Below are 20,886 nucleotides of genomic sequence, written 5' to 3' on the forward strand. Positions count from 1 at the left end.
GGTGCGGTGTCAACGCTGAAGAAGTTCGCCTGGCTCTCGGTGGCCACGGCGATCGTCACGATCCTCATCAAGCTGACCGCCTGGTACGTCACGGGTTCGGTGGGTCTGCTCTCGGACGCGGCGGAGTCCGTGGTCAACCTGGTGGCGGCGCTCATCGCGGTGTGGGCCGTGACCGTCGCGGAGCGGCCGGCGGACGACGACCACCAGTACGGCCACTCCAAGGTGGAGTACTTCTCCGCGGGCGTCGAGGGCGCGATGATCTTCGTGGCAGCGGCGTTCATCCTCGTCGTCGGCGTCGAACGGATCATCAACCCGGTCCCGTTGGAGTCGATGGGAATCGGCCTGGGGATCTCGGTGGTCGCCGCGGTGATGAACGGGGTCGTCGGGCTCGTCCTCATGCGCGCGGGTGACGCGCACCGCTCGCCGACCCTCAAGGCCGACGGCAAGCACCTCATGACCGACGTGGTCACCTCGGGCGGCGTCGTGGTCGGGTTGACGCTGGCGTGGCTCACGGGGTGGGAGATCCTCGACCCGCTGGTGGCGATCGCCGTGGGCATCAACATCCTGTTCGTCGGCTACAAGCTCGTCCGTGAATCCGGGATGGGGCTCATGGACGCGACCCTGCCGGAGGAGGACAACCGCGCGATCGAGGAGATCCTGGAGCGGCACCGCGAGGCGGGGAGTGTGGACTTCCACGAGCTGCGCACCCGCGAATCCGGTAAGTGGCGCTTCGTGGAGTTCCACGCTCTGGTCCCGGGCGAGTGGAGCGTCGACCGCGGCCACGAACTGGTGGAGCAGGTGGAGCAGGAGATCCACGCCGCACTGTCGAACACGCACATCACGAGCCATCTCGAGCCGATCGAGGACGAGCGGGCGTACAACGACGTGCACCTCTGAGCCCTCTGGGTCCGCTGAGTCCTCTGAGTCGGAGTGGGCTCGTCGCCCGCGTCTCGGTCGTAGGCTTACCGGTGTGCCCCACCCGATCATGTTCGACGACGACGACCCGTTGCTCGCCCGGCTGAGACAGGTCTGCCTGGCGCTCCCCGACGCAGCCGAGAAGGTCTCGCACGGCCGGGTGCTCTGGTACACGACCAAGGTCTTCGGGGTGTTCGGCGGCAAGATCAAGGGCGACCACTCCGATCCGCTGCTCGACCGCGCCCTGCTGTTCCTGCCGTACCCCGGTGAGCGGCGGGCGCTGGAGCAGGACGAGCGATTCCACGTGCCCGCCTACTACGGCCCGGCCGGGTGGCTGGCCCTGCCGCTGGACTCAGGTGACGTGGACTGGGACGAGGTGGCCGAGCTGGTCGAGTCCTCGTACCGCCAGACAGCGGGCGTCCGCCGGGTGGCGAGGCTGGACGAGCCCAGCTGACGGGTGCGAGCACCGCCCGACCGGCTCCGGTTCCGAGGTGGTTCCTATGCTCCGTCGGCTGCCCACAGGCCTGCCCTCCGCCCTGAGCGCCTGTAGTAACTCCGGCCCGCCAGATTCTGGTGGTGCCAGTATCCGCGCATCACCAGTGGCAGATCCGGAATCCAGAAACTCTCCTCCGCCGGCGTGACGCTCCAGCAGGCGCCGAGCTCGACATCTGCAGTGACGATCCCCGGTCCCTCGGTGGTCCGCCGGGAGGCCAGGACCGTGCCGTGTGCGTTGACGATCTGGGTGGCCCCCACGAACTCGGTCTCGTACCCGACGGCCAAGTCCGTTCCCGGAGCTAGCAGGAAGTCTGATCGAATCGACCCGCAGTGCGAGGCCTGCAGGACAGGCACCCCCAGTCGCCGGGCGAACTCGACGGGCGCCTCCTCGGACAGGGCTCTGTTGCGCCGGGCGAGCGGAGCCAGCGCGCGCGAGGCCAACCCGCCCCAGTTGCTCGGCACAGTCCACCAGTGAGTGCCCGTCATCGCGAGGTCGATCCGCCCCTGCAGCCTCCGCACGGTCTGGGTGCGGATGAGCTCCCAGCAGCTCGCGACACCCACCCCGCCGAGGTCGGTGTCGAACGCGCCGTCGTCATGGCCTCCGGTGTAGAAGCAGTTCTCCCACATCGTCGGCAGGTCCGTGTCATGAGTGTGGACGCGGCCACCGGGTTCGACAAGGTGGTAGCGGTTGTAGACCTCGTCGTCGTCGGCGATCAACATCGACCCGCCGATCGTCGCGCGGTACCGCGCCGCCAACCGTCGGAACATCCCCACCGCCGCGTTCTCGCGCGGCAGGACCGCCGCGTGGACCTCGGCGCGCATCGGCACCGGCGACGTGCAGAACTCGGGCACCGCGATGAGCGTCGCGCCCCGCTCGCCGGCCTCGACGATCATCGCCTCCAGGCGCTCGAGCGTGAGGTCGACCCGCCCCGGCACGCCCTCCAACTGGATCGCGGCGGCGCGCACGCGGCGGGGCGGGGAGTCGAGTGGGACCTGCGGGGAGTCGAGAGGGTCCGGCGGGGAGTCGACGTGATCCGGCATGGAACGTCCTGGTGGCGGGCAGCGGGACGTCAGGCTGAGCGGCCGCCTGGCGGGCCACGTGACCTAGGATCGGAGTCTACAAATCCCCATGGTTTGTCAGGTGGGGTGTTCGCACGTCGTCGCTCGGAGGGACTCGGATGGAACTCGGCATCGATACCCGGCTCACGCTGCTCGCCGCCGGGCTGATCTTCCTGCTGGCGCTGGGACTCGGCGTGTGGAAGTACAGGCAGATCGCGACGAGCGAGACGCACACGGCGCACATCTACGTCGACATCGCGCACCGCGCCGCGCTCATGTATGCGTTCGCGACGCTGCTCATCGCGGTGTTCGTGGAGCTCAGCGGCTGGCCGACGTGGGTGAACCTCACGGCGGCCGCGGTGCAGGTCTCCTTCTTCCTCGTGGCGATCGGCAGCTACATCGTCCACGGCGCGCTGCGCGACACGACCAACCAGTTCGAGCACGGTGGCGCCGGCCTGAGCCTGGGGATGTGGGCGCTCATCGTGGGGGAGATGGGCGGGTTCGCGGTGCTGCTCGCGGGCTTCGCCTCGGCGCAGCTTCTGGCCTGATCGGGCTAGGCTGGCCGCATGTCCCCTCGTCCCCGCGGTCGCGGATTCGTGCCGAGCAAGAGCGAGTCCGACGGCATGGACCTCGGCACCCGTGCTCTCATCCTGGGCGTGGGGTCGCTCGTGCTGTCGTGGGTGCCGATCATCAACATCGTGGCGTTCCTCGCGGCGTTGATGGCGGTGGCGTTCGGTCTGCTCGCCAGGTGGCCCACCGGGTGGTTGGGGCAGGGCGAGCCCGACACACGTCGCGCACTGTGGGGCATCATCCTGGGCGCGATCGCGCTGGTGGTCTTCGTGATCACCGCCGTGCGCTACTCGGTGATCTGACCTCGCTGATCACGGTGCCAGGCACTCTCACCCCGCGCACATGGTCCGGTGCTCGTTGGACACCACCCACCCGATCGCGGTCCGCATCCGCCGGGCGAAGTTCCCGGGCTGGGTCGCACACACCGCGTGGCCGGCGTGGATCGGGAACACCGCGCTGTGCGGGAGCAGGTCCGCCATCTCGTCCTGGATCCACTGCGGGAACGCGATGTCGTGCGTGGTCTTGATGATCGCCACGGGCAGGTCGAGCTCGTGCAGCCACGAGGTGGAGTTGAATCGCCCCACCTCGCTGATCACTTGGCGGTGCGTGGTCAGGGGCGTCCTCGACAGCTCCCGCAGTGCCCACTCGTGGGGGCCGAGGGGCGTGTCGGTGATCTCGCGGGCGACCTCCTCGGGCACCGCGTTGAGCAGCGGCTGTGACCGGGCGAGGCCGCCGAGGGTGATCTTCTCGATCGCGTTGCGCTCGGCGCCGGTCCCGGTGGCGGCCAGGACGAGCCCGCCGAGCCGGGAGGGGTCCTTGCGGGCCGCGAGCTGGGAGACTATTCCGCCCATCGAGTAGCCGCCGAGGATCGGGGCCTCCAGTTCGAGGTGATCGGCGACGCGCACGGCGTCCTCGGCGAGGGCCTGGAAACTGAACGGGCCGGTGTGACCCATCCCGTGCTGGCGCTGGTCATAGGTGATGAGGCGGTACTCACCGCGCAGGCGCTCGAAGGTCTGGTACCAGTTCAGCATCCCTGTGGCGACCATGCCGTGCAGCAGGATGACGGGCTCGAGGTGCTCCTCGCCGGTGTCGTACAGGCGGGTCGTCACGTCGTCGGCGAGCGTGACGATGCGGGGGGTGGGCAGCAGCGACATGTTCGGTGCCATGCGAGGCAGTCGCAGGACTGAGCGGGGCAGTCCGATGATCGGGTTGGTGCGCACGTGCTCCTCCTCGAGTGCGTCCCGCGGGCGGGTGTTCGGCCCGCGGACGTGTCCACGATTGTGCGGCACGAGCGTCGTTGTCGCATCACCTCTCCGCCGCGCGCTCGGGATCTGATCGGTGACTGTCGGATCGTTGGGGCACGATGGGGGCATGACGCCACGGCCCACCCGCCCCCTCGGTCCGGATCAGATCGAGCGCCTCGACGAGCTGCTCGCCTCGAGCGGTCGCATCGCCCGCCGCCATTTCCACGGCGATCTCGCGGCACTCGCGGCCGCGGACAAGAACGCCGCGGACAAGAACGCCGCGGACAAGTACGCGGCACCCGGAACCGGCAACCTCGGCGGCTACGACCCGGTCACCGAGGCCGACCGCGCGATCGAGGAACTCCTCCGCGCCGGCATTCAGTCGATGTCGCCGGGGGACGCGGTGGTGGGTGAGGAGAACGGGCGGAGCGGCCCAGTCGACGCCGCGCGCACCTGGTACCTGGACCCGATCGACGGGACCAAGGCCTTTCTCACCGGCATGGCGGGCTGGGGCACGCTCGTGGGCGTGGTCGAGGGCGGCCGCGCGGTCGCGGGATGGATGGACCAGCCGGTGCTCGGCGAGACCTTTTCCGCGGTGGGCGGCCGCGCGACGCTGCGGCGCACGGACGTCGACACGGGCCGGCCCGTGACTGTCGACCTGCACACTTCCCAGTGCCGTCAGCTCTCCGACGCGATCCTCTACACCACGCATCCGTCGATGTTCGGGGACACCGGGCCGGCCCGCGAGGGGTACGACGAGCTCGCCCGCCGCGTCCGCCTCCAGCGGTTCGGCGGCGACTGTTACGCCTACTGCATGCTCGCCGCCGGGCGCGTGGATCTGGTGGTCGAGTCCGACCTCAATTCGTACGACATCGTGGCGCTCATCCCGATCATCGAGGCCGCGGGCGGCGTCATCACCGGTCCGGACGGCGCGCAGCCGATCGAGGGCGGCACCGTGGTCGCGGCGGCGACGCCCGAGCTGGCCGAGCAGGCGTGGGACGTGCTGGGTCGCGCATGAGTCGGCAGTCGTGACCGAGCCGCTGTTCGGCGTCCACCGCGAGCCGGCGGTACTGGGGCCCGGCGCGGTGCACGTCCCGGACTGGCTCAGTCGTGACCAGCAGGAATACCTCCTGCGGGCGTGTGTCGAGTGGGCGGCGGTCCGCGTGCCCCGCACGATGGTGCTGCCGGGCGGTGGCCGGATGTCGGTGCGGACCTTCAGCCTGGGGCGGGACTACTCGCCGTATAGATATGACGACGACGAGACCATCCCGCCGATCCCGGAGTGGCTCCTGCGGGCGGCCCGTTCCGCGCTGATCTCGGTGGCGGAGATCGATCCCACGGCCGCAGCGGTCGATGCCGACACCACGGACGGTCGAGGTGTGGCACCACATGGTTCGGGCATGGCACCACTTGGTCCGGCCGAGTACACGCCCGATGCCGCACTGGTGAACCTCTACGGCCCCGGCGCCACGATGGGCCTTCACCAGGACCGCGACGAGGCGCGCGGCGACCCGGTCGTCTCGCTCAGTCTGGGGGACGCGTGCACGTTCCGCTTCGGTACGCCCGAGCACCGGGGGCGCCCGTACACGGATGTGCGGCTGGAATCGGGAGACCTGGTGGTGTTCGGTGGCCCGTCGAGGCTGGCGTTCCACGGGGTGCCGAAGGTTTTCGACGGCACTGCCCCTGCCTGGTGCCGCGAGGTGCTGGGGGCGGCCCCGGGGCGAGTCAACATCACGCTCCGCAGGACTCGGTAGCCCCACGGCGCACGAGGCCACGATGCGCGAGGCCCACGGGCACACCTACGCTGACCCCATGAACACTTCGTCGTCCCAGGGACGTGGCCTGACCATCGCGGTGATCGTCCTCGTGGCGCTCGTCGCCATGATCGCGGCGGTCGGAACGGTGGTGGTGTCGCAGCGGACCTACGGGTCGAGCGAGCGCACGATGAGTGCCAAGACCCAGGTCGCGGCGGGATCCGACCACACGGACCCGGCGGCAGGCCTGACCATCCGGGTCCCGGCCGGCTGGGAGGCGCAGTCCGGTCCGCTGCCGTTCGGCACCACCGCACTGATGCCTGAGGGGGCGTCTGATTCAGGTGGTGCGAGCGGGATCGTGTTCCTCGGCGCGCTGACTCCGGAGATGCTCGCCGGACAGGACGTCAGCAACGAGCAGGCCGCGTTCTCGCTGGCCACGGGCATCGGCCAGGCGGTTTTGCCGGTCCCGGGCAGCCCCACCGAGGAGCGGGTCGACGAGATCTCGAGCCGGGTCGGCGACGGTACGGCCCTGTCCTTCCGGATCATCCCGTCGATCCAGCAGCCGATGGTCGGTCCCGAGGGCGCGCTGGTCTACTCGGCGGTCGTCGGCGAGGGCGATTCGCGGTTCTGGCTCACCTACATCGCGACCCCGGGCGACGGCAGCATGGATTCCCCGCGCGCGGAGTGGGCCGACGAGATCGTCGAGCGTTTCGAGCTCGCCGACGTACCGGCCGAGGTCGGCACCACGACCTGAGGCACGCCCAGACCCGAGACACGCCCAGACGACTTGAGCTCGGCCCTCCCGCGGGAGGGCCGGGCTCAGATCTCAGGTCAGCCGGAAAAGGTCAGAGCGTGGTGACGACCTCGTCGTACTCGAGGCGCGGGAGGCGATCGAACCAGGCGCCCTCGGCGGCGGGCTTGCCGATGTTGATCGCGACGAGCACGCGGTGGCGGCCGTCGGGGAAGAACTCCTTCGAGATCGCCTCGGCGTCGAAGCCGGTCATCGGGCCGGCGGCCAGACCCGCGGCGCGGATGCCGAGGATCGCGTAGCCGATCTGCAGGCCGGCGTTGAGCTCGGCGGTGCTGGCGCGGCTGGCCTCGTCGCCGTCGAACAGGTCACGGGCGCCGGGGAAGTGCGGGAAGAGCTTGGGCAGCTCGTCGTGGAAGTCCACGTCTGCGGCGAGCAGCGCGACGGCAGGGGCGGCGGCGGTCTTGGCCTGATTTCCCTCGGCGAGGAGCGGGACGAGGCGGGCCTTGGCCTCCTCGGACCGGAGGACCACGACGCGCAGCGGCTGGTTGTTCATGGAGGTGGGCGCCCACTTGACCAGGTCGTAGATGGCCTCGAGCTGTTCGTCGGTCACCGGCTCGTCGGTGAAGGCGTTGGCGGTGCGCGCCTCGCGGAAGAGCAGGTCCTGGGCGGCCTCGTCGAGCTGCAGGGCGGTGCGGGAATCCAGAGAAGTTGTCATGTCCATCAAAAACGCGTCCCCGGCACGGGCATTCCAGAGGCGATCGTGATCCTGGACACCTCACCTATGGCGGCAGCCTCTGCGGCAGCCCCAGCCCCTGCCCCAGCCGCGATCCTCAGGGCCGCTTGCGGGTGAATCCCACCACCGGATCACCGTCGGCCAGTCCCTCGACCGGCGCGACCATCCGCTCCACCTGAGCCCGCGCCTGGTCCCGCACCGGAGTCTGCGGATCCAGCACCGACATGTACTCCCGGTGTTCGGCCAACGCGTCGACCGCCGGCTCGATGAATCCCTTCACGTCCACGTAGTGACTCGGCTGCGGGTCGGACTCGAACCACATCTGCGGGCGACCCTCGCGTGAGTCCACCCCGGCGGCCGCGACCACGTCGTCGTAGGCCGCGCCCACGGCGGCGCCGAACTCGATGTGGTCGGACTGGTTGGGGAAGCCCGGGGCGAACTCCGCGCCCGAGTACAAGGAGACGACGACGTCGGGGCGGTGCTTGCGGATCGAGTCGGCGATCGCATCGCGGAGGTCGCCGTTGTTGACGATCCGGCTGTCCGGGAATCCCAGGAACTCCACGGTGTGCACGCCGACATGCGCCGCCGAACGCCGCTGCTCCTCCTCGCGGATCGGCCCGGCGATCGACGGCGCCATGCCCTCGATTCCCGCCTCGCCACTGGATGCCAGCACGTACACGACACTCCGGCCCTCGGCCGTCCACCGGGCGATGGCAGCCGACATTCCGTACTCGGTATCGTCCGGGTGCGCCACCAGGACGAGGCAGCGGGTCCAGTCGGTGGGGAAGGGCTCGGGGAGGGTTGTCGGCGTCGGCTGGTCCGTGGAGTCGCTCATGCCACGAGTATGGCCTCGCCGGTGGCCGTCAGGTCCGAACTCGCCGAATGACGCGGTCGTAGACTGGGCCGGAACTCGTCGTCGTCGTCATCACACAGTCCTGGAGGCCCCTCATGTCCGCACTCTTCCCCGACTACCGCCCGTCCTGGGAGACCGAGGACCACCGGCTCCTCCGCGAGCACGCCCGGTCGTTCTTCGGCAAGGAGATGACCCCCAACCAGGAGAAGTGGGCCGCGCAGAAGCACGTCGACCGCGAGACGTGGCTGCGCACCGGCGAGGCCGGGCTCATCTGCCTCGACGTGCCCGAGGAGTACGGCGGGCAGGGCGGCGACGCCGGCATGGAGTACCTCGTCACCGAGGAGCTCGTCTACTCCGGCGACACCGCGTTCGGCATGGGCGTCGGCTCCACCATCACCCCGCACTACGTGGCCAACTACGCCACCGAGGAGCAGAAGCGCGAGTGGCTGCCGAAGATCTGCTCGGGTGAGTGGATCTCCGCCATCGCGATGACCGAGCCCGGCGCCGGATCCGACCTTCAGGGCGTGCGCACCACCGCCAAGCGGGACGGCGACGACTACATCATCAACGGCTCCAAGACCTTCATCTCCAACGGCGGCTCCGCCGACTTCGTCGTGGTGGTGGCCAAGACCGACCTCGACGCCGGCCACAAGGGCATGGCCCTGTTCGCGGTCGAGGCGTCGACCCCCGGATTCGAGCGCGGTCGCGTCCTGGAGAAGATGGGGCGCCACGGCGCCGACACCGCCGAGTTGTTCTTCAACGACATGCGCGTGCCCGCCGCCAACATCCTCGGCGGCGAAGAGGGCCAGGGCTTCTACCAGCTCATGAACCAGCTCCCGCGTGAGCGCCTGGCCATCGCCGTGGACGCGCTCGCCATGGCCGAGGCCGCCGTCGTGGAGACCATCGAGTACACCAAGGAGCGGCAGGCGTTCGGCAAGCCGATCCTCGACTTCCAGAACACTAAGTTCGAGCTGGCGCACTGCAAGACGCAGGTCATGGCCACCCGCACCTACGTTGACTACTGCATCGAGCAGGAGCTCGCCGGGAAGCTCGACGCCGTGACCGCCTCCATGGTCAAGATGCAGGCCACCGACATGCTCGACGACGTGGTGGACCGCTGCCTCCAGCTCTTCGGCGGCTACGGCTACATGATGGAGTACCCCATCGCGCAGAAGTTCGCCGGCGCCCGCGTCATGCGGATCTACGGCGGCACGAACGAGATCATGAAGGAGGTCATCGGCCGGGCGCTGTGAGGCGGCGCGGGCGTGATCAGCGGAGCCGGTCGATGATCTCGACGAACTCCTCCGCGTAGGCCAGGTGCTTGCGAAGTCGCTCGAGACGCTGCGTGGCCTCGGCTCCGATCTCGGAGAGGGTGGCCGCGACGGCGTCGTCGTCGTCACCGATCGCGCCCGCACCGTCCCCTCCAGCGACATCACCACCCGCGCCGCCGCCTCCCGTGCTGCCCTTCCCGGCGCTCCGGGCGTCGAGCGCGCGGCAGAAGTCCTTCATCCGGTCGAGGCTGAAGCCCAGCGGTTTCATGCGGCGGATGAGGAGGAGGCGCTCGACATCGGCCTCGGTGTAGAGGCGGAACCCGCCGGGCGAGTGGGCTGACGGGCTGACGAGGCCGAGCTCGTCGTAATGGCGCAGGCTGCGGATCGACAGGGCGGTGCGCTCGGCGACCTCCCCGATCTTCATGGTCTGCTCGCCAGGATTTTCCTCGGCCACAACTCTCCCGCTACGGTAGGTTTCTACTCTCTCGGAGCGAGAGAGTTCGACCTCAGACTGTAGGTGATCAGTGAACAGCGTGCCCACGGCGAGCGGATCGACCGGATCGTCAAGCCGCGACTCCGCCGCATCGTCGACCAGTGAGTTCCCCATCGGAGTGGGGGCGTCGTTCCGCGCGGCGTTCTCCTCGCCGGCCCGACTGCGCACGGAGGTCCTCGCCGGCCTGGTGGTGGCGCTGGCGCTGATCCCGGAGGCGATCTCGTTCTCGATCCTCGCGGGCGTCGACCCGCGGGTGGGTCTGTTCGCGTCGGTCACCATGGCCGTGACCATCGCCTTTACCGGCGGTCGGCCCGCCATGATCTCGGCGGCCACGGGGGCGGTGGCCCTGGTCGTCGCGCCGGTCGCCGCGAACCACGGGCTCGAATACCTCATCGCGACCGTCCTGCTGGCGGGTGTCCTGCAGATCGTCCTGTCGCTGCTGGGCGTGGCCAAGCTGATGCGGTTCATCCCGCGGTCGGTGATGATAGGTTTCGTCAACTCGCTGGCGATCCTCATCTTCCTCGCGCAGATCCCGCACCTGCTCGGCGTCCCGTGGCTGGTGTATCCGCTGGTGGCGGCGGGAATCGTGATCATGGTGGGTTTCCCGCGCACGACCACGATCGTGCCGGCGCCGCTCGTGGCGATACTCGTGATCGCCGGCGCGGTCCTGCTGTTCGGGTGGACCGTCCCCGATGTGGCGGATCAGGGCGAGCTCCCGACCACGTTGCCGTCGTTGCTCTTCCCCGACGTCCCGCTGACGCTGGAGACCCTCGAGATCATCGCGCCCTACGCGCTGGCGACGGCGCTGGTCGGGCTCATGGAGTCACTCCTGACCGCCAAGCTGGTCGACGACATCACCGAGACCCACTCCGACAAGACCCGCGAGGGCTGGGGCCAGGGCGTGGCCAACCTCGTGACCGGCTTCTTCGGTGGCATGGGCGGCTGCGCGATGATCGGACAGACGATGATCAACGTCAAGGAATCCGGCGCTCGGACGCGGCTGTCGACGCTGCTCGCGGGCGTGTTCCTGCTGATCCTCGTGGTGGCGCTCGGCGACATTGTGGGGCTGATCCCCATGGCCGCGCTGGTGGCGGTGATGGTCATGGTGTCGGTCGGTACGTTTGACTGGCATTCCGTGCACCCGCGGACCCTTCGCTTCATGCCGCTGTCGGAGACGCTGGTCATGGTGGTCACCGTGGTGGCGACGGTGTGGACCGGGAACCTGGCGATCGGCGTGGTGTTGGGCGTGGTCACCGCGATGGTGATGTTCGCCCGCCGGGTCGCGCACATGACCACGGTGGAGAAGGTCGCCGAGCTCGACACCGACCACGACGGCACCGTCGACACCCGCACCTACCGCGTCACCGGCGAGCTCTTCTGGGCCTCGAGCAATGATCTGGTCTACCAGTTCGACTACTCGGGCGATCCGGAGAACGTGGTCCTGGACCTCACCGACGCCGACATCTGGGACGCCTCGACCGTCGCAACCCTCGACGCGGTGCAGCAGAAGTACGCCGAGAAGGGCAAGACCCTGTCGGTGATCGGCCTCGACGGCGCGAGCCAGGAGCGTCTCGACACCCTCTCGGGGCGATTGGGCGGGGCGTTCTAGGCGGGGAGTTCTAGGCGGGGAGCGCAGCTGGGCGCGGCGGCGCGTCAAGGCTGGCAGCGCTTCTGGTCGGGCCGGCGTGGTTCGACCCGACCGGGTCGGGTCGGGGTGTCACGCGGTGGTTCCGCGCGCTGTGGCCTTGTGCCCGGCGCCGTGTGACCCGGGGTCCGGTAGGCGGCGTGTGGCGTCCCTGGATTATGACGACGACAACGACGGCCTTTCCCGCCCCGTGGCGTTCACCCGACTGGCTCGTTGTGCATGGTCGTCGTGCGTGGTCGGCGTTGGCCTTCGTGTTGCTGCTCCTCGGGTGTGTTCGCCTCGGTGGCCATGAGCGTGCCGGATGCCGGAAACAGCGTCCTGGCCCCTCGATTCGCCTGGCGATTTCTGGTCGGATGGACGCGGAATACTCGTCCGAGAAACTTCCTAAAAACGCTTGCATGTTCGAATTATGCGTCTGTAAACTCGAAAATAACATCGAGGCATTTCGACAGATCGGGCGAGGGGGCGGCATATGAGCTACGAGCGCAGCGCTTGGGCCGCGTCCAATGATTTCCTTGATTCGCTCCTCTCTGCCGCATCGACGCTGCGGGCGGGGTGGGAAGCTGAAAATCGTGCGATTGGGCAGCGCTTCGTTGCCGCGCACGAGTTGATGGTCGAGTGCGTCAATCATCCGGATTGTGGGGATGATTCCGCCGAGGCTCGTCGCGGCCGCTCGGTTGTTGATCCGCAGGTCATGGCAGGCAGCTACCTCGTCCGCGAACTGTCGATCTCGGCCGATCGTGCCGAGTACATGATCTCGTTCGCCGCGGATCTCCACTTCCGCTATCCCGCCATCCTGCAGGCGATGCTCGACGGGCTGATGGAGGAGCGGGTCGCCCGCGGCCTGGCCAGGCAGATGTCCTGTGTCGCTGACGATGTTCTGGGTCCGATCCAGGAGGAAGTGGTCAAGGACTACCTCGATTCGCTCAAGGCGGGTGGGCTCCGTGGAGAGAATGAGCGAAATGCAAGGGCGGACGAGATAATTGGCAAGCATGACCCGGACGGAATTCGGGAACGCAAGGCTGATGCCGTCCGTGCCCGCAGTGTGACGTTCCGTAAGGGGCAGGACGGAATGTCCGCGTTGAGCGCCACATTGCGGTCGGATGAGGCGGCAGTCCTTGCCGAGGCGATTGAGGCGAAGGTCGCCCAGGATCGTGCGGCGGACGAGGCGGCTCGAGCTGCTGCAGTCGCGGATGCCGAAGCCGCGGGAGAGCCGGTGCCGGAACTCGACGAGGATCCCGACTACACGATGGGGCAGCGGAAGGCGGATGCTCTGCTCTCCTTGTCCTGCGGTGATGTGGCCGAGACCGGGAGTGCCGATTCTGGCAATGGTGCTCGCACTGGCACTCGCACTGGCACTGGCACCGATTCCGGCACAGATTCCGGCACCGATGCAAGCGCTGGCCCTGCCGCCACCACTAAGTCCAAGTCCCTGGTCCTGCGCCCGCGCATAACCGTCATCACGAGCGCGGTCGGCGGAAATATGCCGGACTACCTCGCTTCGTTGTCCGGGGCATGCCCTGAGTCAGGTCATGGTCAAGGACTCGGGTCGACCGCAGGCGTCGAATTCCTCCGCACCGGCGAAGCTGCTCTGCAGTCGCTACTCGATCTGTTGGCCGCGGCCGACGGAGCATCTATCGAGCCGATCAGTCCAGCTATCGGCGCGGCAGACGACGCGGATGCAGCTCTGAGATACCGGCCCCGCGCAGAACTCGCTCGCCGGATCAGATTGAGAGACGGGACGTGTAGACATCCGGGATGCACCGTCTCCGCTGAGTCCTGCGACCTGGACCATTGCGTGCCGTTCAATCATGACGATCCCAAATCTGGTGGATTGACGGTCGAGTCGAACCTGGGCGCATTGTGCCGTCGACACCATCGCTTCAAGACCTTCGCCGGTTGGCGCTACGAGATGTCACCGGACGGCACTCTCGTCATCACCTGTCCGGACGGCACGACGATGGTCACGAGACCCTCCGGGCCGTTGGCCGCCTACCGGCGCGAACAGGAGCGGGACGAAGCCGAGTCGTGGAAGCGGCAACAGCGCCGTAACCGCGACCCGAACCATCCTGGAGCCGCAGGGCATTCCAGCTCCGGTGCGCAGGTGCATGCACAGGAGTCGGCTTGGATGCGACGGGCCAGACGTCAGGAGGCCAAGCGCGAAGAGAGCCGGGAAGCGTCACGTGCTGAACGGGAGCGCATCGAACGGGAACGCAGAGAAGACGAATATTGGCGCAAGTTGGCTGATGCCTATTCGGCGGGTGCCACCGTTCGGTACTGCCTGCGTGAGCATGACCGAGTCATCCAGCGTCGGCGTGCAGCGAGAGTCCTGGTCATGAAGCAGCCGAGTTGGGTCACAATGCACGACGCCGCACCTGAGTCGAGCGGTAGTCGTTGGTGGGATGCGCGCAGGCCGCATGAGGAATCGAAGCAGCTCGCGGAAAAGGTCAAACGCTTCCGTGAGGAACTCGCAGATCCACCACCTTTCTGACCCGAGATTCTGACCGGAGTTACTGTCCCCGGTAGTGCCGGCTGGTCCGAACGGCAGGCCGTTCAGGCTGAGTAATGCTCCGGGTCCTCGGCGAAGGTGTATCTCGACGAAAACGAATCTCAACGTGAGAATCCAGGGTTTGGGGTCAGGTTCCTCCGCACGGTCGATCTCGCCAGCACCGTTCGAGTTCTCGACATTAAGGAAAATCTCTCACTCCTATACCCCGGTGGGGAGACTGTGAGATAAATGGGTAGTGACCAGCTTCACTCTGGGGCGGTCACCTGCGGACTCATCATCATTTCAGGTAACGATTTGGCCAGGCGGGTGCAACAACGTGGTGGCCTCACTACGGTGGAGGGCGCTTATGAACCCAGGAGAACGAGCAGTACCCCGTACCCCTGATTCGTCCGACGCGCTTTTCCGGCCGCCCACAGCAGCCGATGGAAACCGCATGTGGGAGATCGCCCGCGACAGCGGAGTCCTCGATGTGAACTCTCCCTATGCCTACGTACTGTGGGGCGCCGAGTTCGCCGACAGTTCGATCGTGGTTGAGGTCGAAGGCCGAGTCGTCGGATTCGTCACAGGATTCATCCGTTCCTCCGAGCCGGACACGATCTTCGTGTGGCAGGTAGGCGTTGACGCTGATCAACGAGGTAAAGGCCTCGCTGCACGTCTGCTCCACGGACTCATGGACCGGACCGGAGAAGAAAAGGGCACGGTGCGCCTGCGCACCACGATCAGCCCGGACAACGAGGCCTCTCAGCGCACCTTCGGTGCAGTTGCCCGCGACCGCGGAATGACCCTGAACCGCGAGGACTACCTGAGCGCCGACCTCCTCGGCGAGGGCCACGAGCAAGAAGACCTCTACACGATTTCCTGAAGGACTGGGCGTACGGGCCGCCCGGCCCACCGCCGATGCCCGACTTTTTAAATGGAGTGAGCACGACTATGACCGAGACCCCGCACGATTCGAGCACCAACACTGAGATTTTCACCGACCGCGAGTCGGAGGTGCGTAGCTACTCGCGCAACTGGCCGGTCGTCTTCGACACGGCCAAGGGCGCCACGCTGACCACAGTCGATGGCGTCGAGTACCTCGACTTCTTCGGCGGTGCCGGCGCGCTCAACTACGGCCACAACGACGAGGACATGAAGAACGCCCTCCTGGAGTACATCTCCAACGACGGTGTCATTCACTCACTCGACAAGTTCACCGTCGCCAAGCGTCGGTTCCTCGAGACCTTCACCAGCAACATCCTCGAGCCGCGCGGCCTGGACTACAAGGTGATGTTCCCCGGCCCGACCGGTACCAACGCTGTGGAGTCCGCGCTCAAGCTGGCCCGTAAGGTCACCGGCCGCGAAGCCATCATCAACTTCACCAACTCGTTCCACGGCATGACCCTCGGATCGCTGTCGGTGACCGGTAACTCGATGAAGCGCGCCGGTGCCGGCATCCCGCTGGTCCACGCCACGCCGATGCCGTACGACAACTACTTCGGTGGCGTCACCGAGGACTTCCAGTGGATGGAGCGCGTCCTCGTCGACTCCGGCTCGGGCATGAACCGCCCGGCCGCGGTGATCGTGGAGTGCGTCCAGGGCGAGGGCGGCATCAACGCCGCTCGCGCCGAGTGGCTTCAGGCGCTTAATGAACTGTGTGCCCGCCACGACATCCTGCTGATCGTCGACGACGTCCAGATGGGCTGCGGACGCACGGGTGAGTTCTTCTCGTTCGAGTTCGCCGGGATCAAGCCCGACATCGTCACCCTGTCCAAGTCGATCGGCGGCTCCGGCCTGCCCCTGGCGGTCACCCTGTTCCGCCGGGATCTCGACGAGTGGACCCCGGGCGAGCACAACGGCACCTTCCGCGGCAACAACCTCGCGTTCACCACCGCCGAGGTCGCACTGCGCAAGTACTGGTCGGACGACACGCTCCAGAACCGCACCCTCGAGAACGGCCGCATCCTGCGGGAGCGCTTCTCGCCGCTCATCTACAAGTACGAGGGCAAGCTCGAGCTGCGTGGACGCGGCATGGCCTTCGGCATCGCGTTCCTCGAGAACCCCGAGCTGGCGGAGCAGGTCATGGCCCGCTGCTTCGACAACAAGATGCTGGTCGAGACCGCCGGACCGAGCGACGAGGTCGTCAAGTTCCTGGCGCCGCTGACCATCACCGACGAGGAGCGCGAGCGCGGCATCGAGATCTGCTACGAGGCCGTCGACCACGTCCTCGCGCAGCAGTACGCCTGAACCAGCAGTACGGGACCACCCCTCAAGGAGGCAATCCATGATCGTTCGCACCACCGCCGAGATCACCGATACCGATCGCCACATCAAGGGCAACAACGGTAACTGGGAGTCCAAGCGCATCGTCCTGGCCGACGACCGCGTGGGTTTCTCGTTCCACGAGACCACCATCGCCGCCGGTACGACCAACGATTTCCACTACGCCAACCACATCGAGGCCGTGTGGCTCACCCGCGGCAAGGGCACTCTGCGTGACCTGACCAACGACAAGGAGTACCCGCTCGCGGCGGGCACGATGTACCTGCTCGACGGCAACGAGAAGCACCAGGTGATCGTCGAGGAGGAGATGCAGATGCTCTGCGTCTTCAACCCGCCGGTCGTCGGCGACGAGAACCACGACGAGAACGGCATCTACCCGCTCCTGCGCCTGCAGGACGACGGCTCGGTCGTCCGCGAGAAGTAGCCGTTCAGATCGCGTAGATCGTCAGGGTCGCGCAGACTGCGCCCCCGCGCTCAGGGCCTGGCCACGTCGACATCAGTCGAACGGCCAGGCCCTTCGCATGTCCCGGTGCTCATCCCGCTCGGACAGGTCCGGCTCGATGAGGTACTCGGTGCCGAACGACAGCGCGTACAGGTCCGCCGGCATGCTCAACATCAGGCCGATGTCGCTCGTCTGACTCGCGTGGCAGCCCATTGCGCTGCGCTTGAGTTCGATCACGTCCTCGGGCGGGTCGACGGCCCAGTCGATCTCCTCCTCGAGGACGCCGACCGGGAGGCCGTCGTCGCCGGTGAGGATCATGTCGCGGAGGTTGTCGACGTCCACCTCGATCCCGCTCTCGGCGAGCACCGCGAGGAACCGCGCCGCCTCCTCGCTCTCGAGCATCGCCATCTGAGCGGTACGGTTCCCCGCCGCCTCGAGCAGACGCGGCCGGCGCGCGGCCAGGTCGACGGCGCGACGCGCGAGGCGGTGCACCGCGAGGTGGTCGGGATGGCCGTAGTTGCCGCGGTAGTCGTAGCCGACCAGAACGTCGGCGTCCTCCCGGTCGAGGATCCGGGCCAGCCGTCCGGCGGCCTCGTCGCTGCCAGACTCGTCGATCATCGCCTGGTGCAGGCAGAGCGTGTCGCTGTTCTGATCCCACCCCGTCATGCCGGAGTCGCGGTATCCCAGCCAGTCGACGCGCTCCACGCCCAGGACGCGCGCGGCCGCACGGGCCTCGCCGCGGCGATGTTCGACCAGGTCGCCGTCGTCGCCCAGTTCTTCCGGCCGTTGGCCGTGGTCACCGTTGGTACCGAACACGGTCACCACGCGGTGACCGGCGCGCGCGGCGAGCGCCATCATCCCGGCGGTCTGCGAGGTCTCGTCGTCGGGATGGGCGTGGAGGAACACGATGGTGGACACCCCGACATTCTGCCCTGACCGATGCGGCCGGCGGCGGGCCCGGTGGTTAGCTCGGGTCGAGGGCGCGGACCCAGTCGCCGTGACCGTGCGCCGTGGCCAGGGGGCGTCCGTTGACGGCGACGACGAAGATGCCCTTGTTCCGGCGGATCGACTCCGGGACCTGCGCCGCGATCTCGGGAAGCAGCGTGATGCCCTCGACCGAGATCCATACCGCCCCGGCGCTGTCGCAGAGCCCGGTGACTCGGCGGACGAACTCGGCCCGCTCCGGTGGCTCGAGGTAGCCCAGCACCGCGGTGTGGAACACGACGGGCGTCGACCCGGCGGGGCAGGCGGCGACGGCGGCCTCCACTTGCTCGACCAGGTCGCCGGTGATGATCTTCGGCGGGTCCGAGGCGGCGATGTCGAGCGCTGCGTCGAGCCGTGGCACCCGCTCGGCCTGCTGGCCAGGCCAGATGAGGCTACGCAGCCAGGCGTGCGAGTCGGGATCAGCCGGGTCGATGGGATTCAGATCAACCCCGCCGCGGTGCACGACCTCAGGTAGCGCGCGCGGGGCGGGGATGCCGTCGCGCAGGTCGCAGTCCAGGACCGGCGGGGTGCGGGGCGCCGCGACGTCGGAGGACGAGGCCGGCCGCAGCTCGCGTGTCGCGCCGCCGTCGAGGGAGAAATGGTAGGCGTACCGGTCCGGGTAGAGGCACAGGCCGGCGGCGGCGCCCACCTCGACCAGCGAGAGGGGGCCGGGCAGCATCGACAGGAACGGGAGCAGGACCGCGCACCGCTTGGCTTCGTTGGTCTGCGTGGAGTGGGTGAGCACGATCTGATCGACCTCGGCCCAGTGGGAGTGGAGGAAGCTTCGGAACTCGTCGTAGTCCTCGGTCTCGGTGGCGCCGGCGTGGCGGGCCGCGGCGAACACCAGGACGGGCTGCCGCTTGATGCGGGGCAGGCGCGCGATGAGATCGCAGGTGGCGGGATCGTCCGCAATGCCGCGGGCCCATGCCAGATAGACCGGAGTGCGGCCACGGACCTCGTACCGGGCGAAATCGGAGTAGCGGGTCGAGACGTCGTCGACATGCGCGGAGTCCATGGCCCAAGGGTGGCACAGGTGTACGACACACGAAGGCGGGGTCCGGGACGCGTCAGCACAAGTGAGTGCGGAACCGCTGACACCTGCCACAGCGGGGCTAGCCTGGGATGGTCAGGCCGGATATGGTGGATGACGCATCAACCAAGTAGGTGGCCCCCGGCCCCGCAGACCGTAGGAGACTCCCATGGCAGACGAGACCGAGTTCATCGCAGCGAAAAACGCCTCCACCAGCGGCGAGTTCGTGCGCGACGCCACCTACATCAACGACCGGGTGGTCAAGGCCGGCACCGTCGACGGCCTCGAGCCGGGCGGCGGCCCCGTCGGCGACAAGATCGGCGAGATGCGCTGGCCCGTCGAGGCCGGCCGCTACCGCCTCATGGCCGCCCGCGCCTGCCCGTGGGCCAGTCGGACGATCATCGTCCGCCGCCTCTTGGGCCTCGAGGACGCCATCTCCATGGGCCTGGCCGGCCCGACGCACGACATCAACTCGTGGGTCTTCGACCTCGACCCGGACGGACGTGATCCCGTCACCGGCCTGCACCGCCTGCAGGAGGCGTACTTCAACCGGATCCCCGACTACCCGCGCGGTATCACCGTGCCCGCCCTGGTCGATCTGCCGACGAAGTCCGTGGTGACCAACGCGTATCAGAAGCTCAACTTCGACATGCTCTCCGAGTGGACCGACTTTCACCGCGACGGCGCCCCGGACCTGTACCCGGACGAGCACCGCGACGAGATCGACGAGCTCGACTCCTGGATCTACCCCACCGTCAACAACGGCGTGTACCGCTGCGGCTTCGCCGCCGACCAGGGGGCCTACGAGCAGGCCTACGACGAACTGTGGGCCTCGCTCGACCGGCTCGAGGAGCGGCTGGCCACCCGCCGCTACCTGGTGGGCGACACGATCACCGTCGCCGATATCCGCCTGTTCACCACCCTGGTGCGCTTCGACCCCGTCTACCACGGCCACTTCAAGGCGAACCGCAGCAAGATCACCGAGATGCCGGCGCTGTGGGGCTACCTGCGCGACCTGTTCCAGACCCCCGGCTTCGGCGACACCTGCGACTTCCCGCAGATCAAGGAGCACTACTACAACGTGCACCGCGACGTGAACCCCACCGGTGTGGTCCCCAAGGGACCCGAGCTGGCCAACTTCCTCACCCCGCACCACCGCGAGGAACTGGGCGGACGCCCGTTCGGCGACGGCACCGCGCCGGGCCCGATCGACATTGCCTCCGAGCGCGTTCCGGCAGGCCACGGCGCGCAGTAGGCGCTCCGGCACGGGGGAGGGCCTAGACTGGCTCGCTGTGACCCCGGCTCCAGGCGAGATCGGCCGCTACCGACGTAGCTTCCGACAATTCATCATGTTCGGGATCGTCGGCGGCTCCGGGATGGTCGTCAACATGATCGTCACGGTTCTGATGAACAAGGTCAACGGCGGCACCCAGAACGCGCAAAACGTTCTGTTCCCCTTCCCGGGTACCGACTTCAATTTCCGTTTCACCACGCTGGTCTGGATCGTCGCGTTTCTCGCGGCGAACTTCTATAACTTCCTCCTCAACCGGCACTGGACCTTCGGTCAGGGCCACAAGGCGCCGGCGTGGCAGGAGTTCTGGCCGTTCCTCGTGGTGGGCTCGGTGGCCGCGGTGGCGGGCATCTTCATCAAGCTCGCGTTCACCAACCCCACCTCGCCGATCTACCTGCCCGAACCGTTCTGGCACGAGGACGCAGGACTGCATTCGCGGGAGTACTGGAGTCAGCTCCTGACGATCGTCATCACCATGCCGATCAACTTCATCGTCAACAAGTTCTGGACCTTTCGCTCGGTGCGGCACAGGCACCGCGAGCGGTTGGAGGCGGCCGGGCCAGCGGACCCGGTGGGCTAGGAGTC

Annotated in this window: 22 protein-coding genes; 15 read left to right on the top strand and 7 right to left on the bottom strand. The window is 67.8% G+C overall.

Annotated elements, in window-relative coordinates; all coding sequences use genetic code 11:
- The first annotated feature begins 6 nt into the window (after window positions 1-6).
- Together OPF83_RS04910 and OPF83_RS04915 are read left to right on the top strand one after the other, a co-directional pair.
- The gene (locus tag OPF83_RS04910) at window positions 7-897 is read left to right on the top strand and encodes a cation diffusion facilitator family transporter (RefSeq protein WP_264886101.1); all 891 of its coding nucleotides are present in this window, start codon (window positions 7-9) and stop codon (window positions 895-897) included.
- Window positions 898-970: 73 nt separating this feature from the next.
- Window positions 971-1,369 carry an MmcQ/YjbR family DNA-binding protein gene (locus OPF83_RS04915; protein WP_264886102.1) on the top strand — a complete coding sequence of 133 codons (399 nt, stop codon included), beginning with the start codon at window positions 971-973 and terminating at the stop codon, window positions 1,367-1,369.
- 44 nt (window positions 1,370-1,413) lie between these two features.
- Here OPF83_RS04915 and OPF83_RS04920 read toward each other — a convergent pair whose 3' ends face one another.
- Complete coding sequence (locus tag OPF83_RS04920) at window positions 1,414-2,451, bottom strand: carbon-nitrogen hydrolase family protein (RefSeq protein WP_264886103.1); 1,038 nt, start codon at window positions 2,449-2,451, stop codon at window positions 1,414-1,416.
- A 137-nt stretch (window positions 2,452-2,588) separates the two neighbouring features.
- Between OPF83_RS04920 and OPF83_RS04925 the strand changes: the two genes are divergently transcribed.
- Window positions 2,589-3,017 (top strand): hypothetical protein, encoded by a 429-nt coding sequence (locus OPF83_RS04925; protein WP_264886104.1) that lies wholly within the window; start codon window positions 2,589-2,591, stop codon window positions 3,015-3,017.
- 18 nt (window positions 3,018-3,035) lie between these two features.
- A complete protein-coding gene (locus tag OPF83_RS04930; RefSeq protein WP_264886105.1) occupies window positions 3,036-3,341 on the top strand; it encodes a hypothetical protein in 306 nt (101 codons plus the stop codon).
- A 27-nt stretch (window positions 3,342-3,368) separates the two neighbouring features.
- Here OPF83_RS04930 and OPF83_RS04935 read toward each other — a convergent pair whose 3' ends face one another.
- Window positions 3,369-4,259 (bottom strand): alpha/beta fold hydrolase, encoded by an 891-nt coding sequence (locus OPF83_RS04935; protein ID WP_264886106.1) that lies wholly within the window; start codon window positions 4,257-4,259, stop codon window positions 3,369-3,371.
- Window positions 4,260-4,410: 151 nt separating this feature from the next.
- Between OPF83_RS04935 and OPF83_RS04940 the strand changes: the two genes are divergently transcribed.
- The 3 genes from OPF83_RS04940 to OPF83_RS04950 are packed head-to-tail and all read left to right on the top strand — an operon-like array spanning window position 4,411 to window position 6,791.
- Window positions 4,411-5,301, top strand: coding sequence for an inositol monophosphatase family protein (locus OPF83_RS04940; RefSeq protein ID WP_264886107.1), 891 nt, complete (start codon window positions 4,411-4,413; stop codon window positions 5,299-5,301).
- A gap of 10 nt (window positions 5,302-5,311) precedes the next feature.
- Window positions 5,312-6,037, top strand: coding sequence for an alpha-ketoglutarate-dependent dioxygenase AlkB (locus tag OPF83_RS04945; RefSeq protein ID WP_264886108.1), 726 nt, complete (start codon window positions 5,312-5,314; stop codon window positions 6,035-6,037).
- A 58-nt stretch (window positions 6,038-6,095) separates the two neighbouring features.
- Window positions 6,096-6,791, top strand: a complete 696-nt coding sequence (locus OPF83_RS04950) for an alanine and proline-rich secreted protein Apa (RefSeq protein WP_264886109.1) — start codon at window positions 6,096-6,098, stop codon at window positions 6,789-6,791.
- 91 nt (window positions 6,792-6,882) lie between these two features.
- Here OPF83_RS04950 and OPF83_RS04955 read toward each other — a convergent pair whose 3' ends face one another.
- Complete coding sequence (locus tag OPF83_RS04955) at window positions 6,883-7,503, bottom strand: malonic semialdehyde reductase (RefSeq protein WP_264886110.1); 621 nt, start codon at window positions 7,501-7,503, stop codon at window positions 6,883-6,885.
- A gap of 115 nt (window positions 7,504-7,618) precedes the next feature.
- Complete coding sequence (locus OPF83_RS04960; RefSeq protein WP_264886111.1) at window positions 7,619-8,356, bottom strand: PIG-L deacetylase family protein; 738 nt, start codon at window positions 8,354-8,356, stop codon at window positions 7,619-7,621.
- A 113-nt stretch (window positions 8,357-8,469) separates the two neighbouring features.
- Between OPF83_RS04960 and OPF83_RS04965 the strand changes: the two genes are divergently transcribed.
- Window positions 8,470-9,627: an acyl-CoA dehydrogenase family protein gene (locus OPF83_RS04965; protein ID WP_264886112.1), complete on the top strand. Its 1,158-nt coding sequence runs from the start codon at window positions 8,470-8,472 to the stop codon at window positions 9,625-9,627.
- Window positions 9,628-9,643: 16 nt separating this feature from the next.
- On the opposite strand, the gene OPF83_RS04970 is transcribed toward OPF83_RS04965, so the two are convergent.
- A complete protein-coding gene (locus tag OPF83_RS04970) occupies window positions 9,644-10,069 on the bottom strand; it encodes a MerR family transcriptional regulator (RefSeq protein ID WP_264886216.1) in 426 nt (141 codons plus the stop codon).
- A 187-nt stretch (window positions 10,070-10,256) separates the two neighbouring features.
- On the opposite strand from OPF83_RS04970, the gene OPF83_RS04975 reads away from it, so the two are divergent.
- The 5 genes from OPF83_RS04975 to OPF83_RS04995 all read left to right on the top strand — a co-directional run bounded on the left by OPF83_RS04975 (window position 10,257) and on the right by OPF83_RS04995 (window position 16,978).
- Entirely contained in the window at window positions 10,257-11,747 is a 1,491-nt protein-coding gene (locus OPF83_RS04975) for a SulP family inorganic anion transporter (RefSeq protein WP_264886217.1), read from the top strand.
- A 508-nt stretch (window positions 11,748-12,255) separates the two neighbouring features.
- Window positions 12,256-14,274 carry an HNH endonuclease signature motif containing protein gene (locus tag OPF83_RS04980; protein ID WP_264886113.1) on the top strand — a complete coding sequence of 673 codons (2,019 nt, stop codon included), beginning with the start codon at window positions 12,256-12,258 and terminating at the stop codon, window positions 14,272-14,274.
- Between the two features lie 364 nt (window positions 14,275-14,638).
- Window positions 14,639-15,154, top strand: a complete 516-nt coding sequence (gene ectA / locus OPF83_RS04985; protein ID WP_375546207.1) for a diaminobutyrate acetyltransferase — start codon at window positions 14,639-14,641, stop codon at window positions 15,152-15,154.
- Between the two features lie 68 nt (window positions 15,155-15,222).
- A complete protein-coding gene (gene ectB, locus OPF83_RS04990) occupies window positions 15,223-16,518 on the top strand; it encodes a diaminobutyrate--2-oxoglutarate transaminase (protein ID WP_264886115.1) in 1,296 nt (431 codons plus the stop codon).
- Between the two features lie 37 nt (window positions 16,519-16,555).
- A complete protein-coding gene (locus OPF83_RS04995; protein WP_264886116.1) occupies window positions 16,556-16,978 on the top strand; it encodes an ectoine synthase in 423 nt (140 codons plus the stop codon).
- A gap of 72 nt (window positions 16,979-17,050) precedes the next feature.
- Here the strand turns inward: OPF83_RS04995 and OPF83_RS05000 are convergent, their stop codons facing one another.
- Window positions 17,051-17,914 (bottom strand): PIG-L family deacetylase, encoded by an 864-nt coding sequence (locus OPF83_RS05000; protein WP_264886117.1) that lies wholly within the window; start codon window positions 17,912-17,914, stop codon window positions 17,051-17,053.
- A gap of 46 nt (window positions 17,915-17,960) precedes the next feature.
- On the bottom strand, window positions 17,961-18,995 hold the full coding sequence (locus OPF83_RS05005; protein WP_264886118.1) for a DUF2332 domain-containing protein: 1,035 nt from the start codon (window positions 18,993-18,995) through the stop codon (window positions 17,961-17,963).
- A gap of 184 nt (window positions 18,996-19,179) precedes the next feature.
- On the opposite strand from OPF83_RS05005, the gene OPF83_RS05010 reads away from it, so the two are divergent.
- On the top strand, window positions 19,180-20,265 hold the full coding sequence (locus tag OPF83_RS05010; protein WP_264886119.1) for a glutathione S-transferase family protein: 1,086 nt from the start codon (window positions 19,180-19,182) through the stop codon (window positions 20,263-20,265).
- A 37-nt stretch (window positions 20,266-20,302) separates the two neighbouring features.
- A complete protein-coding gene (locus OPF83_RS05015) occupies window positions 20,303-20,881 on the top strand; it encodes a GtrA family protein (RefSeq protein WP_264886120.1) in 579 nt (192 codons plus the stop codon).
- Window positions 20,882-20,886: the final 5 nt, after the last annotated feature.

Source organism: Dietzia sp. NCCP-2495 (assembly GCF_026011735.1).
Classification (GTDB): domain Bacteria; phylum Actinomycetota; class Actinomycetes; order Mycobacteriales; family Mycobacteriaceae; genus Dietzia.

Coding starts and splice junctions, on each gene's coding strand:
- OPF83_RS04920 (WP_264886103.1), bottom strand. CDS start 2,451: ATGCCGGATCACGTCGACTCCCCGCCGGACCCTCTCGACTCCCCGCAG.
- OPF83_RS04925 (WP_264886104.1), top strand. CDS start 2,589: ATGGAACTCGGCATCGATACCCGGCTCACGCTGCTCGCCGCCGGGCTG.
- OPF83_RS04930 (WP_264886105.1), top strand. CDS start 3,036: ATGTCCCCTCGTCCCCGCGGTCGCGGATTCGTGCCGAGCAAGAGCGAG.
- OPF83_RS04940 (WP_264886107.1), top strand. CDS start 4,411: ATGACGCCACGGCCCACCCGCCCCCTCGGTCCGGATCAGATCGAGCGC.
- OPF83_RS04950 (WP_264886109.1), top strand. CDS start 6,096: ATGAACACTTCGTCGTCCCAGGGACGTGGCCTGACCATCGCGGTGATC.
- OPF83_RS04955 (WP_264886110.1), bottom strand. CDS start 7,503: ATGACAACTTCTCTGGATTCCCGCACCGCCCTGCAGCTCGACGAGGCC.
- OPF83_RS04960 (WP_264886111.1), bottom strand. CDS start 8,356: ATGAGCGACTCCACGGACCAGCCGACGCCGACAACCCTCCCCGAGCCC.
- OPF83_RS04965 (WP_264886112.1), top strand. CDS start 8,470: ATGTCCGCACTCTTCCCCGACTACCGCCCGTCCTGGGAGACCGAGGAC.
- OPF83_RS04970 (WP_264886216.1), bottom strand. CDS start 10,069: ATGAAGATCGGGGAGGTCGCCGAGCGCACCGCCCTGTCGATCCGCAGC.
- OPF83_RS04980 (WP_264886113.1), top strand. CDS start 12,256: ATGAGCTACGAGCGCAGCGCTTGGGCCGCGTCCAATGATTTCCTTGAT.
- ectA (WP_375546207.1), top strand. CDS start 14,639: ATGAACCCAGGAGAACGAGCAGTACCCCGTACCCCTGATTCGTCCGAC.
- ectB (WP_264886115.1), top strand. CDS start 15,223: ATGACCGAGACCCCGCACGATTCGAGCACCAACACTGAGATTTTCACC.
- OPF83_RS04995 (WP_264886116.1), top strand. CDS start 16,556: ATGATCGTTCGCACCACCGCCGAGATCACCGATACCGATCGCCACATC.
- OPF83_RS05005 (WP_264886118.1), bottom strand. CDS start 18,995: ATGGACTCCGCGCATGTCGACGACGTCTCGACCCGCTACTCCGATTTC.
- OPF83_RS05010 (WP_264886119.1), top strand. CDS start 19,180: ATGGCAGACGAGACCGAGTTCATCGCAGCGAAAAACGCCTCCACCAGC.